A 17,396-nucleotide genomic window follows, 5' to 3' on the forward strand; every position below is an offset into this window, starting at 1 on the left:
AACTTTGGCTTCATATCTTTAAGTTATTAAATTTTTTAAATCTTCGATAAAATCTTCGTGTAATAGGCTCAACTCAAACTTTTTTTGAACATATTCAAATGTTATGTTTTTATCAGAAAATTGTTTATTTAATTTTACAAAATGAGGTTCAATAAGTTCTTCTTCGTATTTTGTACAGACTATTATCTTACTACTATATGCATTGAGCGTTAGGTCAATTTGAGGTAAGAATAAATCCCTTAATATGTTTATGCCTTGTTGCATTTTTTGAGATTCACTTTTTGCAGAGTATAAATTCAAATCACAGAGCAAAACGAAATCACCTTTTACTTTACTTAGCATTTCCCCTATTCTCTCATTAATAGGTTCATAATTATTTTGTGGTTGATTAACCTGTAAAACTTCTTTAAATTCATTTATCTCAGAATAATTACCAACAACATTTGTAAAGCCATCTTCACCGTCAAATACATCTTTAATTTGATTATATTGATTTTCTCTATCTTCGATAATTAAAAAATACTTACTCATTTTTGCTAAAATTATATGTTACATAAAAATATTTATCATCAATATCATAGATAGGTGTTGGGTACTGTAAATTTTTACAAATTAAATAATTTAGATACAAGCCCTTAGTTTTTTTATCTCTATAACCATCTCTTTTAATTTTTCTCTTATCATAGTCACTTAAATCCTTTGGGTCACTCATCAGATTAAAAATTCTTATTTTTTTTGTTTCAAATAAATCAATTAACTCAATTTGAATATCTTCACCAGGAACTCCGCCTTTTTTGCAATTAATAAATACCTCTTTCATTAATGTAAGAAAAACATTTTTATTTAATGTGATTCCAAAATCTACATCATCCGATATAAAATTAATTTTTCTTGATGAATCTTTATTATCAGTTAACTCTCCATTAAAAACAAAATCAAAATACTCTTGTAATTTGTTCTTCACAAGATAAGGTTTTCTCTCTTCACCTATTTTTTCTGCTAAATATGGAAAAGACTCCTTAATCTGATGTTTAATACTTAAATCTAACATTAAAAATTTAGCATATTTTTGATAATAATCAGACTGCCATTTATCAATATGGCTATGAGTAACACGATGTAATTCATTAACCGTAATCTCTTCACCGTGACCTGGTGCGGAATAATCAATAAGCCTATTTTGTTCCTCAACAAATGCCCTTAAACTATCATTTATCAAATGATGATTAATAAAGCCCTGAATGTCTTCTCTTAACAGCAACAGCAATCTTAGTAATTTCGGGTCAAAACGTTTGTAATGATAAGTTTCTTTGTCTGCCTCAATTTGAGTATTGTTATAAAAACAAATTACAGCAATTGGTGATGATTTATATCTAAAACCGTTCTCATTAAATGATTTGTCTCTTTTTATTTTTGCGATTCTTAAAAAGAATAAATTTCTATATCTATCTGAACCATTTAGTTCTATTTTATCTTTTAAATCAATTACAACATCACTATTTTCTTTGAAAGACTTTCTGTAATGGTACTGGTCTTCATTACATAAAGAAACTTCAAATGTTGACCTTGGCTTGTTTGTTTTTAATTCATAGATACCTTCAAACATTTGATTAACTATACTATCCTCAATTTTTTCTTTTCCAATTAAACTATGCTCTTTAGAAGTATAATATTCACCTATCACATTTAAATTATTATAGTTTGTGTCCTTTTCTTCCCCTTTATATTTAAGAACTAAAAATGCACCACCATTATCTACACCTAATATCTTACAGGATAATTCTAATATTTTTAAAATCTTCTTTTTAATTCCTATTTGACCAATATTATTTTTCTGCTTAATATCATTGCTAATAAATGTTTTAGCAACGACTAATTGTTTAAATGACTCAAATAAATTCAATTGAGGGTTGTGTTCTGGCATTGGTACATTATCATCAAATTTCGATAACATTTGCTTTACACCTTGAAAAATATAAATATCATTCTTGTTATATAAATCTAACTTACCGCTAATTATAGAGTAATCAATAGTCTCAAAACTTATAGGTTGTTTAGAGTCATTATTTACTTCAGCGATAAACTTATCGCAAAACGTTTTGAAGATAAATGTATTCTCTAATACCAATAACCTTAATAAATGTAAGAATGAGTCATTATAGTCGTTTAATAAATTGACTTTTTTAACTCTGTCTTTGTTAATAACACCAAGCATTTTCTTGATATTTTTAACTAACTCGATAGCTTTTGCTTCGTGGTCAACTATTAATTCTTGAATTAAACTTACATAATAAGTAGTAAATCCAAATATGAATATATTTTTATCATCCTTTATTAGGTTGTATTTATTTTTTTCAATATTCCATACATACCTATTTGAATGGGATTGCTGTTCGTCTGAGAAATTCGACAATAAAACTCTTACAGCCTTTAACATATCTATTGAATAGATATAATTCATATTCAACTTTGTAGCCCTTTTTAGCAAGAATTTAAAGCTATGGTATTCGGAATATTTAGTAAGCTTATCTACCTCAAAAAAACCTTCTTTATCCCATTCTGGACTGCAAATTTTGTTTACTGAATTGGATAAGTCTGTTATAACCCATTTAAAAGCAGATTTTTTTATATTATGAAACCTAATATATGGCTCAATAGTAAAAATTTTAAGTAATAAATTCTTTAACTCAGATTTATATATTGGATAATACTTTAAAAATCCTTTTATAGATTCTCTTCTACGAAAGTATCTAAGAAGTGCTTTATGATTTTCATCTTGAAAAAAGGAAATTATTTTGTCTTTTTCTGAATAATTAAAGCTATTCTTTTCTTCCGAACAGTCAAAAAGATTATTTAATTCGTGCTCAAGTAAGAATTGAAATAGGCTTTTATGTTCTGAAATTTTATCATCAATATTTGCAGTTGTATTTAAATTAACAGGCTTAAATTTGCCTTCCCTTTCCCTGAAATGCATTTGCATCATATCTAATACTGAATTATTTGCTAAATGCTTAAATGACGATTTTAGGCGTGTATAGGGATATTCATTTCTATATGGTATTGGTGGTACATTAGCTCTCAAATAGTAAAGAAAGCCTTTTGCTTCTGGTAGCTTTGACAAAAGCTTTTTTTCATTAAAAAAGCCTAATCTATTAATTAGACACAATGCAAAATCTACTCCGATTTTACCTCTAATATTTTTTACATAAAAATTAATTAAACCAAAAGCTTCTGCGGTTGCCATTACATCATCTACGAATAAAATCTTATCTGCAGATTGAATAATATTTTTATAAAATATTTGAAAATTATGAATCAGTTCATTCTTAACATCATATTGAATGATTGTGGCATTATCATTAAATAACTTATCATTCACTAAATTGACAAATCCTGAATTTGAACCACCAGTAGGCGTAATAATAACTATATTCTTAGATGATTTAAATACCTCGGTTGTGTCTTTTATTCTTCGTATCCAATTTTCGCTTATATCATCTTTATTATTTTTTAGAAACTGACCTGCTTTGACATAGTAGATATAATTAGAATTGTTTTTTTTGAAATGCTCTCTTAATACAATTCTGTTTTTGTTATCACGGAAATTTAATTTATTGAATATGGCAGAAGTATCGCTAGCTTTAGTTCGAGGATATTCAAAAATCAAATCTGGGACAAGGGAATTTTTATCAGTTTCTATTAATACTTTTTCCTTTGTGAGTTCTAAACTGGTGTTGGCTTTGTCAGGATAGCATTGAAAACAATTATATGTTTTCACCCAATCAGTATTAAGAGGGATAAAATATTTAATTTTAATGTTTGAATCTTTTGAATACTTATCTATCTGTGGTTTTATTTCAACGATTCCTTCATTTAAGTATGCTTTTTGCCAACCATATTCGTACTCAATATCTTTTTGTTCATAGATGTGCATTGCACCATCATTAGGAACAAAAGATTCTTTATTCCCAATTACTAAACAACTTATATAAGGCTCTAAAAAGTTGACATCAGTTTTGTTGTATTTACTCTGTAAAGTATTCTTTATCTCTGTTTTAATTCTTATGGATGTAGAAAATGTTGTACTTATAGGCGTAATAAGAATTACACTCTCAGATATTTTATTTGGGTCTTTTGAAAAAAGTTTATCCCTTTTGTATATATGATGATTAAATTTCTCTTCTTGATGCTCCCGAATATATTGGTCGTTTAGTATTTTTCTAATACTACTTACCAATAATTCTGAATACATTTCATAGCCTATTAAAGTAACTTTTGAATCTTTAGGTAATTTATTTATATGAACTGAGTAATTATTTATAATATACTGACTTATTAAAAATGCAAAACGGTTGGTAAAGAAGCTATTATAAAATAGCCTTTTAGCATAAAAATAATCAGTTATGTGAATACGAGACCCTAACTTTAAATGTCCACCAATAATTTTATACCCTTCGATATTGTTAAAGTATGACTCTCTTTTATCCATTATATTTTTTCTTTAATCTCCAAGTTCAGGAATGAATAAGCCGTTTTTTCATAAATAGTTAAATGCTCATCAGCTTTCAACAGTAATTCAAAGTTTAATAGTTTACCATTTTTAAGTAGATTATTTGATAACGAGTATTCATCATTTGGTAAATCATCCTCTTCATAATCTTGTTCTGTTATTGAATACATATTTAAATGATAATTTGAAATAGACTTATTTAATTTGATATAATTCAAGTAATTTTTAGATGTTAGTAAATCATTAAAGAAAAATGGTAATTCGTTATTCACTACCTCGACAAAAAACAAAATAAACTCATTGTCACTCCAAAAACCCAATTCAGTATCTTTAAATAATTTATTCAGACTTATTATTTCATTGTGGGTATTCTCAGTTACATTTTTAATTATAATGTTACTATCTTTATTTGGGTTTTCTAAATGTAGAGACCCTAAAAGCCTTATCCAATCACTTGAATTATTAATAATTTTTGAACATTCTTTTGCATCAAGCACAATAACAGTATCTTGAGAATTTTTTACAACTGATATAGAATGATTAATTAATTCTTTAGCCTTTTTAATTTTATCATATTTATCAAATTCATCAACCTTTGATAAATCTATCTCTAATAAGGCTATTTTATTAGAGAAATCAGTTGCAATATCACCACTCTTATATTTAAACAATTCTACAAATAAAGTAGAGTCTGTAACAGGCATACCAGTAGAGTCAATGTCCTGAGTATCAAATGCGCCTCTATATTCATCAAAAGACTCATTAACAGGTATATTAATGTTGTAGCTGGTTCCTAATTCAATAACATTAGTTACTTCATCTGAGTCAATGTTAATATGTTTATCATTATAGCTTACATATGAAACTGATGATTTGTCTTTTAACCCATAGGAAGATGTTCTAATTACACCATTTTTTTTATCCAAAATTAGATTTGAAAAAATAAGTAAACCTAATCTCGCATAAACCCTCTTTACTTGATGATTTAAGTATATGTTTGTGAAATCTAAAAAGTGTGAAATATTAAATTCACCACTTTTAATATCCTCTAAATCTTCCTCTAACAATTTCTTAGAATAATCATCGCAAGTCGAAATAAGAGATTGGATATTATTTTGATAAGTTGACATTACAGACGCTTGACCTAAATCAACAACATTTATCTGTAGAATATTTGGCTCACTATTTAACGTATAATTCTTCCAATCCTTTAATACTTCATTTTTCTCAGAATCAGTAATTGTATTAAATCCATCTTTACTTAATACACGAACTGTTATAGCTCCTTTGTACTCTATTTCATCACCTATAGTGTGTTCAATTATATTCTTTGAGAGTTCTTGAATACCAAATGCTATATCTCTGGTGTAGTTTATTATATATTTTAGATGACTTAAATATTGTTTTTTATATTCTTCGAATCCTTCTAAATCATCTTTAGGGTCAATAAGTTTTGAAGCATCAAAAAGAGTGCTATTTTGAACAAGAATTGAGAAAATAAATACTTGAAAATAATTAAAACTGAAAAATCTATTATCCTTAAGAGTATGACTAATATCAGTCATAAAGTCTGTCGCAACACTAACATTTCTTATTTTACCAAAACTAAACTCATTATTTTTCTTTAGAGAATCATCAACTGTTTCGTTGTATTTTTCTTGAATTATGAACCTTAAAACATTTAGATATGAAAACGCTTTAAACATATAGCGCCAAGCATAATTTACAGCGTCATTATCAAATAATGAATTTAAAACAGCTTTTCTAAAACCTTCTTTTCGTGTTATTTCATTAAAAATAACATCTAACTGCTTTTTTTCTTTCTGTCTTTTTATGTACTTCAATAAATCATTGTCATTATTCCTCTCTTCAATGAAAAGTCTTTCATATACACTTTTATTAATTAAAAGTGGTGGTAGAAATTCTTTAGAGCCTTCAAAAAAATACGCTTGACGTTTACCCTTATTAAAAATATCAAAGGTTAAATTATAGGGGATTTTTCTATATACTCCAGAATATTGAAGAGCTAAACGTAAAACCTTAGATTCTGGTTCTTGTTTGGTAAATGTAAACTTAACTCTATTAAGGTTGTTTTTTTTGCATATCAATGCAACGTATGCATATAATAATTCATCCAACCTTTCTACTTGATTATTAAAAATAAACTCAATAAAAGAAACAGATTTTCTTTCTATCAATAGTTGTTTGTATGGTTGTATTAAGTCTTTATTAACTACACTTAAAGAAACAACTTTATCGTTTATTATTATTTCAAGTTTTTGGTTCATATTAAATAATTATAAAATCTTTTTAAAACATAATCAACACCTTTTTTTATAACAGAGATTTATTGAATAGCTTGTTTAATCAAACTCATTATGTATTCTAAATCGTCTGTATTCTTGATTACCAATTCATAATCTCCATTTCCCCAATGACCAATATTAGAAACATCACGCATCAAGTTTTTTGGGTCATCAAGTTCACCACTTTTTAAGTTTACCCATAGCTTTATACCACTTTTTTGAATTAAAATATCACAAATGATACGGTTACCTTTAAATGCAATTCTTTTCTTGCGTGGTATTATTTCTATGTCTTCTTTGAAGTTTAGAATAGCATCTCTAAAAGTCTCATACAATTCTACTGCACTATCAGACTTATTTAACGTATGGTCTTCTTCCGAATAAACTTTAATTTCTTTAGTAACAGCTTGTAATTCTGTATTACTTGAAGTAATAGGCTTTACACTTTCTGCTGACTTACTTTTCTTTATTTGATTTACGCTTATTAAGTTATTCTCATATCTCTTTACTTCCCATAATTCAATAGCAATATCTTTAAAGTTTGTTGCTGTTTTTTGGTTTTCAGTAAAACCTGTTGAAACAAACACAACTCTTGTTTGACTCCAATCTACATCCGTTCGCTGTAAATTTTGTTTTAGTGTTTCATTATACTCTACTATAAAATCTGCTTTGTTTTCGAGCATCAAACTCAAATAGGTAAAACCTTGGTCAACAACACTTATATTTTTACTGCGCTTATATTCAATAATTATAAAAGCATTTGATTGTGTATCGTATGCCAATGTATCGATACGCTTATTTTTAATTGAAAATTCTGATTTTACTAATTGTAAATTCATCAAATCATCTAAATTACTTTCAAAAAGAGCCTGTATTTCTCTTTCTAATTTAAAAGGCTTCTCTTTTAAAACTTGAATACTATTCTTAGACTGTAGACTATATATATTCATATTATTTCATATCCTTTAAAATATCTATTAATTCTGCAACTGTTCTTGCGCCATCTAATCTGTCAGTTTTAAACACCATAAAGTAGCGATAGTCATCACCTGCTTTACTTGCCCACTTTTCACCTAACCGTAATTTTTGTTGACTGTCTGAACCATCTAAATGGTCTCCTTTAGTTTCAATTAAAATAGTTTTACCATTTTTCATTTTAACAATGAAATCGGGATAATGATTTAAAAATCCATTTATCAATAAGCCCTTACCACGTTCTAAATTTCTATGCCAGAATACTACGCTATCAAGGTTTGCAACTTCGTTAATAACTTGTTTTTCAAAATCATTCATTTCACCCTCTTCGATATATAGGTTTTTAGTGATTCCTTTTAGCGTGTTTTTTGGACTTATTTTTTTAGAGAACTTAAATGATGGTTCGCACACTACAGTTCCTTTATCTAATAAAATATCAAACTGTTTTTCAGAATGTTGGTCTGCTAATTCGTTTATTTTATTCTTAATTAGTTTAGCGTAAAAAGGCTCATTATTGGTAATTTCAGCAACCTTTTCACTATTAAGGTCTTTTATTATCTTCTTTACATAAGCAATAATCTGTGGCTCTGGTATTTGGTCTATCTTCTTAATTATTTTGGTAATACGACCTGCAATTTGATTTACCTTTTGCTCAGGTGTAAGCGTTGATAGATATTCTGCAAATGCTTCTTTTACGTAATTATCCACATACTTATACTCAGGTACATACTCATCCTTTCTACCCTCTGCTAAATCTATGCTTGCCATTTTAGAAGCTGTACGAGTTAAGTCTATATTACTATCCTGTTTATCTAATTCAAAGCCTTGTAATAAAAGGTTTTTAGTAAGCGGAACAAGATTTTCAGGTTCAATAAGTGAAGGTGCAGTTTTAATATGGAATGTTGGAATTACTACTTTATTTGCTTCTTCTTTAAAAACCTCTTTGATTGGGAATACTTTTATCTTTTCTTTCAATTCGGTTGGTATTAAATTATCTTCTTTTTCCAGTTCTTCCATTTTCTTCTCAAACTCTGCATTGGTATCACCTGCAAGTTTTAAAATGTCTTCTAATTGGTTTGAACCTTTTTCAGACTCTGTAAGCTGTTTTACGTCATCAACATTAATTTCAACTTCTGAGTTTTCATTTTCAGTAGTTGAAGTAGTTGATTGCTCTTGCTGTTTGCCGAACAAGTCTTCAAAACTGCCTTTACCAGTTGAGGTGTCTATTTTAGATTCTACTTGCTGTTCTTTTACTCGATAATCTTTTGCACTAAATCCTGACTTGTTAAGACCTAAAATGATTTTATCTAAAGTGTTTAAGAAATTATTAGATGATGTAAATACATACGAGTAATTCAATAAATCTTCTTGATGTTTGGTAACATAGGGTAATCTTAATACTCTACCTAAAATTTGTTCTACATCTACTGATGATGATTTATTTGCCAATGACGCTAAAATATAAGCAAACGGACAATCCCAACCCTCTTTTAAAGCATTTACAGTTATGATGTAACGAACTTCACAATCACGACTCAACAAGTCTACATTCTTAATCTCGTCCTTATTAGCAGTTTTAATTTTGATTTGATTCTCTGGTATACCTATTTCTATAAGGCTATTTTTAATTTTATCAAAAGTGATGTTATCATCATTGGTTTTGGGTTGTGCCTGGAATAATACTATAGGTCTAATATATTTACCACCATTAGATTCTTGCACTTTCGCTTTAGCTTCTAAGGTCTTTTGCATCTGTATGGCACTACTTAATACCTCTGTAGTATCTTGATGATTGTAAACAATAACAGGTAGTTTTACCATATTGTTTCTCTTCAACTTAATAGCATCTACAAAACTTATGATATTACTCTTATTACGTGGTGTTGCGGTTAAATCAAATATGAAACTTGGATTGATATTATTTAACATATCTATCCTTAAATCTGCTTCAAAATTGTGACTTTCATCTATAACGATAACAGGATTTAAATAGGCTATTACTTGTATTAACGCAGTATCATCTACATTGTCAAGATTAGCTTTTAAGTCTCTAAAATGAGATACAAATTCTGCTAAATTCTCATTTTCTCTATAAGCTCTTGGTAGCCCTTTTCTAACCGTTTCTACAAATGATTGAACACTTAATACTAAAATGCTTAATTGTTCTTTTACCTCTACAGGATTGAATCCTTGACCAAATAATAGAGCTTCTTTGTCATATACTTTTACATTACCATTAAAATGAGCATCTATTTTTTGCCTGTATGGATGAGCAGGATTATTTAGATTTTTATAGGTCTGTTTTAAAATAGTATCTGAAGGCACAAACCAAACTACTACTTGTGGCTTATCTAACGGAAAACTATCGAAGATAGGTTTTAAAGCATTACAGGCTATAAATGTTTTACCACCAGCTGTTGGAACTTTTACCGTTACTCTTGGTACACCTTTAATAGAATTATCATAAGGTCTTAGAAAATTATCTTCTAAGGTCTGTAATGATATACCTTTGCTTTCCCAAAAGTTAGCAAACGCATTATTAAGATGTCTTGTAGTATCAAGCTCCTCTATATACTTCGTAAGGTCATTAATTACCTCTTGTTGGTATTTTTTTAATTCCATTCTTAGAAACGTTTTATATCTCTTGGTATCTTTTTAAATATGATATTTTTATTAAGCATATAGGCTTCATCTAATAAACAGATGTCTGCATAAATAATATACTGTTCTTGTAGCTCCTTTATAATGCCTAAACTATTATTATCTAATGTGGTTAAACTATCTTTTTCATAGTAAAAATAATAGCCTGTATCTTGATAATTATCTAACAGGTATTTAGCATCTTTAGATTGTGGTCTTTTCAATGATTGCTTAGTTTCTGTATAGAAGATGTAATTTCTTATTATATCTTCACCCACTTCTTCATTAAGATTTTCATTGTCTTTAAAAATTGGCTTACCTAACTCGTAGAAATCGAAAGAACCTCCTGTTCCATCAATTTGTTTTTTTGCATTGCCATAACCATCGATAACTGCTTTTACTCTTTTGATAGTTATATCCTCACAAATATTTAATAGGTTTCCTTTCTTATCATATTCATCACATTGAATTAAAATAAACTTTCTTTTAGAATGTTCATTTTCACTATTAAGTTTTAAAACTGCGTGACCTGTAGTACCTGAACCTGCATAAGAATCTAATACAATAGCATCATCATTAGAAAACCACTCTACTAACTCTGTAGCAAAAAGGTGTGGTTTGGGGTTTTCTAACTTAATTCCAACCAATTTTTGAAATTCATCATCACTTCCTGCAAAACCAACCATAGTACTAATATTTTCAAACATATTTTCGCTCAATATATATTTTCGTTCAGGTTGTTTTGATTCGTCTTCTCCAAAAATTATCTTTTTATTATCAAGTAATGCTTTCATCGTATCTGGTGGATTACGCCATCCACGAGCTGGAATTGGACATTCTTTCTTAGTTTTAGGATGTATTAATGGAATAAAATAATCTTCTGGCGCATCCTTTTTATTTGGCCACGCCATAGATACACCTCTGTATACCTCTCCTTTCTTATCTATAAATTTATAAGCCTTTTCACCACCTGAAAAATCTTGATTCTTTATCCAATTTTGAAATTCTTTATTAACCTTTTCTAAATCGTATTCAAATTTATACTCTTCAAAAATGGCCTTATCTAATTTATACTTTTTACATATATCAATAATATCTTCAGGGTAAGTTGTCTTCCCCAACTTAGAGAAAACTTTCTCCGCATATTTGAGTATCTCAATAGCATTTTTCTTTTTCCTTATTACCTTTCCTTTTATGGTTTCAAAATTTTTAGAAAATACTATAATACTTTCGTGTTGATAAGATAATTTTTTCGCATCACCCTTTGGGTTTTTTTTATCCCATACTATTGTTCCTAAATTGTTTCTTCTCCCAAAAATCTCTTCTAATAATAAGATAAGTGTAGGATACTCATTTTCGTCAATATGAATTACTATAAAGCCATCATCGGAAAGTAATTTATGTAATAACTTTAGACGCGGATACATCATACACAACCACTTGTCGTGACGTGTTAAATCTTCTCCCTCTTTACCAACTACCTCTTGAAACCACTTTTTAATTTTAGGGTGATTTACATTATCATTATACACCCATCCCTCTTTACCTGTATTATATGGTGGGTCTATATAAATACACTGTATTTTAGATTCATATTCAGGTAATAACGATTTTAACGCTTCGAGGTTGTCACCGTGTATAATTTTATTACCACTATTAGTCTCAAAACTGTGTTCTGCTTTATCTTTAAAACCATACTGATGTTCTAAAACTCTATAGGCTACATCTTGGTGATGACTTACTACTTTATCTTTTCCTATCCAATGTAATGTTGGCATATCTTATTTAATATCTTTTGTAACTAATAATTCTTTTGCATCTATTTTAAGGATTGAAGCAATCTCGTATAAGGTTTCTAAACTTGGCTGGGTACGATTCTGCACATAACCATTTACAGTATTGAAACTCTTACCTAATCGCTCAGCAAGCCATACCTGCTTAACTCCTCGTTCTTCGAGGACTTCTTTAATACGGTTCATAGGGAATTATTTTGAATGTTAAATATAGTATTTACTTTGTATTAATACATCGTAATACGTTATATTTTTATAATAAATATGAATGTAGGTGATTATGTGTTAAGCGACAACCTTTGCTTTTTCTTTTAAAGTCTCAAGATGCTTTACCATATTGCTTTTACACCATACCTCTCGTGCTAATTTAGGTGCGTGACCAATCGCTTTAGATAATTCCTCTTTCATTATAGCTTCGACTACATCCACATATTCTTCTGTTGTAGAAATACTATCGTGGATTGTAAATATAGGTGCATCTGGATATTCTTCTGATATACGCTTTGCTATAACATTAATCATTAAGTAACTCTCAATACTCTGCAATAATCTTGGAAGCAATGTTTTGTCTTTACGTTTAAGTTGTCTAAACACCTCATATACGTATGGGAACATCTCCTTAAACATTTTCTTTGGTTTTGCATCTTCTTGACCCAAGAATCTATTATCTGTAAATAGCACTTGAAATACTGCTGTTTTAACCTCTTTACGGTTAGCAAATGTTTCACCTAATCGTAGGCTAAATTGTTGCTCTAAAAACTCATAAAGCGTACCACTCACCACAAGATTTATATACTGACTAAACTCACTACTCATAAGTGCTTTATCAATATCTCCTAACATAATGTAAGAATCAGTATCGTGGATTTTAATATGTGATATATTTAATCTATCATTTATCCTACCACTAACCTTATAAATATTATCATTTATATTATTAAAAGAAGAAAATAGCGACTTTTTGGGCTTATCGAATGTGATTGATAACTCTTTTGGTGCATTTGGCTCATTTTTTTGCTCAATCCAAAACGAGCGACTCAACAATATAGTGCTTAAATAAGGTTGACTATTTTTTATATCAATCGAAATTAATTTTTGGCCATCATACGTTACTGCATTTCTGATAACGCTTCGCATATTGGTAAGGTTGGAATGAAAGCGATACACATTATCATCGTGCAACAAATAGTATTCTTCACGACTAATTTTTTCTGCGCTAATTTTTGCGTGGTTTAATTGTGATATAGGTTCTTTGAATTTTTTTCGACTTCTGTCATAGTCTTTTAACTGCTCGTTATTATCTTTTAATTCAAATTCTTGTGCTAAAAATTCATTGACGTAATTAATATCAATTTCTAACTTGTCATTAAACCACTTTGTTAAATAGTCAAGATGCTTAACAGATGCTTCTCTATTGTTTCGTTCTACTTTTAGTTTTCTGTAAAACGTAAAATCTGTTACTGCTGTGGAAGTAATTGCTGTATTGTATTCATCTACTAATCGATACCCTTTGGATTTAAAACCTGGTATATATTGCCCATCAGTCTCAATTATTTTTAAGTCCAACAATAGATAATCTATGTACTCCCTATAATTGGATATTTTATCTTGTAAGAGTTTAGAGTTTAATGGAACAAAGCCATCAAACATCAAATCTTTGTTATAAAGAGGTAGCGCATTTATTAAGTGAATAATATAAAGTAGTTTATCTCTTTTGCATCCGTATTTTTTAAAATTCGGTGGATTATCATACATCAATTGGTCGACATCCAAATTCTCTGGTATGTATAATCTCATTATGCACTTTTGTTTTGGATTAAAATTCCGATTACATCATCATACTCATAGTACATCGTTTTACCCATTTTGGTATAAGGTAATGTTCCGTTGATTCGTAAGTTCTGCAACGTGCCTGCTGAAATATTTAATAGCTCACGTACGTCTGCTGATTTTAACCACTTTTTTTGCTCGTTTTGGCTTCCTAAAATTGTCTTAAGTTCTGTAATGATTTCTTGTTTTAGAGTCTTTAAATCATCCTTTGTAATTACTTCAAATGTCATTCTATATAAAAAATATTCATAGGTATTAACTACCTGATTTCTAACATACAATATACGCCAAAATCACCTTTTTTAAATGAAAAGTTATTGACAGTTATTAACGAAATAGGTGAACTTTTTAACAAGAAACTACCTGTATTACAGGTAGTTTCACGTATAAATCTCTATTTTTAGATTAAATTGTTATTGGGCTATCTTATTGGTGTTTGGTCGAGTATTTTTATCAGCAAACTTTTGTTTCAAAATTGCCATATCATCACTTACTTTTCGATACAATATTTTAGCATAATGCTGTGTCGTTTTGAGTGATTTATGACCTAACATTTTACTTACCGATTCCATTGGTACACCATTAGAAAGCGTTACCGTAGTTGCAAACGTATGACGAGCTAAATGGGTGGTTAAGTTTTTATTGATACCACACAAGTCAGCTATCTCTTTTAAATAGGCATTAGACTTTTGATTGCTTAATACAGGAAGTAATACGCCTTTTGTAACTGCCTCTGGATGGTTCTCGTATTTCTTTATAATCTCTAAAGCAGTTGGAAGTAGTGGAATATTACTGCGTGTATCGGTTTTAGTACGCTTTGTCTTTATCCATTTATCACCATCAATACCAAATACCAAATTATCTTTTGAGAGCTTCTTAACGTCGCTATATGCTAAACCTGTAAAACAACAGAATATAAAAATGTCTCTTACTTGCTCTAAACGATTGGTGTGTAATTCTTTTTCGAGCATTGTTTGTATTTCTTCTTCTGATAGGAATTGACGTTCTACTTCTTTTAAGCGCACTTTATAATTTAAAAATGGGTCTTTTTTAATCCAATCATTGGCTATTGCAATACGTACTATCTTTTTAAAGTTCTTGATATACTTAATCGTACTGTTATGTCCGCAGTTTCTAACGGTTTTTAAATAGAACTCAAAATCTGTAATATACTTGTGGTCTATTCTGTTTACCGGTATATCACTTACATTGTATTGATGTTGCATAAACTCTTGCAGATGCTTACATACTGTTTTATAACGCTCTAAAGTTCCTGCCGAAAACTCTCTACCAACTAATTTCTCAACTTGCTTGTTGTGATTTTTAAAAATGGTTATGAGTGTTCTTTGTTTTTCCTCAACGCCTAAAAACTTGTTTTTAAGGGTTTCAGTTGTAACCTCTTTGTTATCTTGAATTAAGTCTCTTTGGCTTTGATATACTTTTGTAGTAAGTGAATCTAAATAGGCATTTAGCTCTCGTATATCCTCTGTTCTTCCAATAGCTTTATTGGCTTCAACGCTCCATTTCTCAATCTCAATGGTACGTTTTGTACTAATCTCTGTACGCTTACCATCTATGGTAATACGTAGGTAAATAGGGCATTTGCCCTGTGCATCTACTTTACTCTTTTTTAAGTAGAATAATAATCCAAATGTTTTGTTCATTCTGGTGACCTTTAATTATACATTAATTTACAAAATTTCGAGGTCTTTTAATTGATATATTTTGCTGATTTATAAACAGTTATAAACAATTAGGTGACCTAATTAAGGTTTAAAAAAGGTCACCTAATAGGTCACCAACAGAATGGTATTTAATACATATTTTGATGTTTTGGGTAAAATTAAAAGTCCCATAAACATTGAGTTTACAGGACTTTCGTCGATTTTGAATAAATCTTGGCGGAGAAAGAGGGATTCGAACCCCCGGAGGTGTGACCCTCAACAGTTTTCAAGACTGCCGCATTCGACCACTCTGCCATTTCTCCTTGAGTGCCTCATTAGGAATTCCCTAAATGCGGATGCAAATATAAAATCCTTTTTCGCTTCTACCAAGGCTTTTTTCTTTTTTTTATTTTCACTTAAATTTTATCAAAAAAACAAACGCATTTAAGCTTACAATTGTAATTTCGGCACAATAAATGATTCAATAATCGTTATAATCAAAAGATTTTTTAATGAAGCGTATTTTATTATTTTTAAGCTTAAGTTATTCTCTACTTAGTTTTGGTCAAAACAAAACTATAGCCTTTGGAGAAAAGCTTGTCTTTACAGCATCTTATAATATGTCTGGTTTGCTTACAGATATAGCACAGGTTACTATGGAGACGAGTAAAATAAAGACATCGTCTAGTACTTTGATGCGTCTTAAATGTTCTGCGGCTACCTTTAGTAGTTTCGATAGTTTCTTTAAAGTCAGAGATTTATACGAAAGCTATGTGAGTCCAACCAGCTTAACACCATATTTATATAAGCGCGATATCAACGAAGGCGGTTATTACAAGTTTATGCAATATAAATACCGACGTAAGTCTAAATCTGTTGAGAGTACCAAAAAGAAAAGACGAAGTGATGGGACAATTTGGGAAGAAAAAAAACAACTAAGCATCGGTAGTTCAACAAAAGATTTAGTAGCCACATTATACACCTTACGTAATTTAGATATTCACAAAGCGAATGTTGGAGATTCCTCTAGCTTCAAAGTTTTATTTGATAATGTAGAATCTACAGTAGTCTTTAAATACTTAGGCAAAGAAACTATCTCCACAGTTTTAGGTCGTAAAGAATGTTATAAAATAGCCATAAGCCTAAAAGGTTCAGATTTACTCAAAGGAAATAACGCAAATATTATATGGCTTACAGCAGATGCAAACAAAGTTCCTGTATTTGCCAAGTTTAAAATCCCAGTGGGTAATGGAGAGCTTAAAATAAAATCTGCAACAGGTTTAAAACATTAGCATTATGAAAAAGTTATTAGTCATTTTAGGTTTTATCTCTTCAATATTAGCAGTCGTACTATCAGTAACGCCTTTATTTAAACTTTCATTATTTCCTGTAGTCGTTGCCTTTTTGTGTGGATTAGGCCTCGTTTTCTTAGCTAAGAAAAACCAATTCAAAACCAAAGCTATTCAGTATGTATTTTTGTTAGCTATTATTTCGTTATCATTTACGATATATAAAAGCGTTTTTCAAAAAGCTGAAGTTGGTAACACCGAAGAACTCGAACAACTTGACGAAACCTCTGAAGAAGAGGCTATAAAAGAGCTAGAAGATATCGAAATTGACGGATAATTTCTTACAGAAGTTTGTTTTTTCTCTTATTTTTGAAGTTTAATCTATAGAA

Annotated in this window: 12 protein-coding genes and 1 tRNA gene; 2 read left to right on the forward strand and 11 right to left on the reverse strand. The window is 29.4% G+C overall.

Annotated features, from left to right (window positions below; translation table 11 throughout):
• Positions 1-18: 18 nt before the first annotated feature.
• The 11 genes from BUB95_RS13070 to BUB95_RS13120 all read right to left on the reverse strand — a co-directional run bounded on the left by BUB95_RS13070 (position 19) and on the right by BUB95_RS13120 (position 16,041).
• The gene (locus BUB95_RS13070; RefSeq protein WP_073087178.1) at positions 19-531 is read right to left on the reverse strand and encodes a hypothetical protein; all 513 of its coding nucleotides are present in this window, start codon (positions 529-531) and stop codon (positions 19-21) included.
• On the reverse strand, positions 524-4,489 hold the full coding sequence (locus BUB95_RS13075) for a hypothetical protein (protein WP_073087180.1): 3,966 nt from the start codon (positions 4,487-4,489) through the stop codon (positions 524-526). The genes BUB95_RS13070 and BUB95_RS13075 overlap by 8 nt, the downstream gene beginning before the upstream one ends.
• On the reverse strand, positions 4,489-6,798 hold the full coding sequence (locus BUB95_RS13080; RefSeq protein WP_073087182.1) for a hypothetical protein: 2,310 nt from the start codon (positions 6,796-6,798) through the stop codon (positions 4,489-4,491). Before BUB95_RS13080 ends, BUB95_RS13075 begins: the two co-directional genes overlap by 1 nt.
• A 59-nt stretch (positions 6,799-6,857) precedes the next feature.
• Positions 6,858-7,766, reverse strand: a complete 909-nt coding sequence (locus BUB95_RS13085; RefSeq protein WP_073087184.1) for a DUF5655 domain-containing protein — start codon at positions 7,764-7,766, stop codon at positions 6,858-6,860.
• 1 nt (position 7,767) lies between these two features.
• Complete coding sequence (locus tag BUB95_RS13090; protein ID WP_073087186.1) at positions 7,768-10,413, reverse strand: DEAD/DEAH box helicase; 2,646 nt, start codon at positions 10,411-10,413, stop codon at positions 7,768-7,770.
• Positions 10,414-10,415: 2 nt separating this feature from the next.
• Positions 10,416-12,209, reverse strand: coding sequence for a site-specific DNA-methyltransferase (locus BUB95_RS13095; protein WP_073087188.1), 1,794 nt, complete (start codon positions 12,207-12,209; stop codon positions 10,416-10,418).
• A gap of 3 nt (positions 12,210-12,212) precedes the next feature.
• Positions 12,213-12,410 carry a helix-turn-helix domain-containing protein gene (locus tag BUB95_RS13100; RefSeq protein ID WP_073087190.1) on the reverse strand — a complete coding sequence of 66 codons (198 nt, stop codon included), beginning with the start codon at positions 12,408-12,410 and terminating at the stop codon, positions 12,213-12,215.
• Between the two features lie 99 nt (positions 12,411-12,509).
• On the reverse strand, positions 12,510-14,021 hold the full coding sequence (locus tag BUB95_RS13105) for a hypothetical protein (protein ID WP_073087192.1): 1,512 nt from the start codon (positions 14,019-14,021) through the stop codon (positions 12,510-12,512).
• A complete protein-coding gene (locus BUB95_RS13110) occupies positions 14,021-14,284 on the reverse strand; it encodes a helix-turn-helix domain-containing protein (RefSeq protein WP_073087194.1) in 264 nt (87 codons plus the stop codon). Before BUB95_RS13110 ends, BUB95_RS13105 begins: the two co-directional genes overlap by 1 nt.
• Before the next feature lie 183 nt (positions 14,285-14,467).
• Positions 14,468-15,718 (reverse strand): site-specific integrase, encoded by a 1,251-nt coding sequence (locus BUB95_RS13115; RefSeq protein ID WP_073087196.1) that lies wholly within the window; start codon positions 15,716-15,718, stop codon positions 14,468-14,470.
• Between the two features lie 235 nt (positions 15,719-15,953).
• Positions 15,954-16,041, reverse strand: a tRNA-Ser gene (locus tag BUB95_RS13120).
• Between the two features lie 189 nt (positions 16,042-16,230).
• Here BUB95_RS13120 and BUB95_RS13125 point away from each other — a divergent pair.
• Together BUB95_RS13125 and BUB95_RS13130 are read left to right on the forward strand one after the other, a co-directional pair.
• Complete coding sequence (locus BUB95_RS13125; RefSeq protein WP_073087198.1) at positions 16,231-17,010, forward strand: DUF3108 domain-containing protein; 780 nt, start codon at positions 16,231-16,233, stop codon at positions 17,008-17,010.
• 4 nt (positions 17,011-17,014) lie between these two features.
• A complete protein-coding gene (locus BUB95_RS13130) occupies positions 17,015-17,344 on the forward strand; it encodes an FUSC family protein (protein WP_073087200.1) in 330 nt (109 codons plus the stop codon).
• Positions 17,345-17,396: the final 52 nt, after the last annotated feature.

Source organism: Winogradskyella jejuensis, assembly GCF_900129745.1.
GTDB classification, from domain to species: Bacteria; Bacteroidota; Bacteroidia; order Flavobacteriales; family Flavobacteriaceae; genus Winogradskyella; species Winogradskyella jejuensis.

Excerpts from the sequence above, each read along its gene's own strand:
- BUB95_RS13100 (WP_073087190.1), bottom strand. The coding sequence starts at position 12,410 with ATGAACCGTATTAAAGAAGTCCTCGAAGAACGAGGAGTTAAGCAGGTA.
- BUB95_RS13080 (WP_073087182.1), bottom strand. The coding sequence starts at position 6,798 with ATGAACCAAAAACTTGAAATAATAATAAACGATAAAGTTGTTTCTTTA.
- BUB95_RS13090 (WP_073087186.1), bottom strand. The coding sequence starts at position 10,413 with ATGGAATTAAAAAAATACCAACAAGAGGTAATTAATGACCTTACGAAG.
- BUB95_RS13125 (WP_073087198.1), top strand. The coding sequence starts at position 16,231 with ATGAAGCGTATTTTATTATTTTTAAGCTTAAGTTATTCTCTACTTAGT.
- BUB95_RS13105 (WP_073087192.1), bottom strand. The coding sequence starts at position 14,021 with ATGAGATTATACATACCAGAGAATTTGGATGTCGACCAATTGATGTAT.
- BUB95_RS13110 (WP_073087194.1), bottom strand. The coding sequence starts at position 14,284 with ATGACATTTGAAGTAATTACAAAGGATGATTTAAAGACTCTAAAACAA.
- BUB95_RS13075 (WP_073087180.1), bottom strand. The coding sequence starts at position 4,489 with ATGGATAAAAGAGAGTCATACTTTAACAATATCGAAGGGTATAAAATT.
- BUB95_RS13115 (WP_073087196.1), bottom strand. The coding sequence starts at position 15,718 with ATGAACAAAACATTTGGATTATTATTCTACTTAAAAAAGAGTAAAGTA.
- BUB95_RS13085 (WP_073087184.1), bottom strand. The coding sequence starts at position 7,766 with ATGAATATATATAGTCTACAGTCTAAGAATAGTATTCAAGTTTTAAAA.
- BUB95_RS13095 (WP_073087188.1), bottom strand. The coding sequence starts at position 12,209 with ATGCCAACATTACATTGGATAGGAAAAGATAAAGTAGTAAGTCATCAC.
- BUB95_RS13130 (WP_073087200.1), top strand. The coding sequence starts at position 17,015 with ATGAAAAAGTTATTAGTCATTTTAGGTTTTATCTCTTCAATATTAGCA.
- BUB95_RS13070 (WP_073087178.1), bottom strand. The coding sequence starts at position 531 with ATGAGTAAGTATTTTTTAATTATCGAAGATAGAGAAAATCAATATAAT.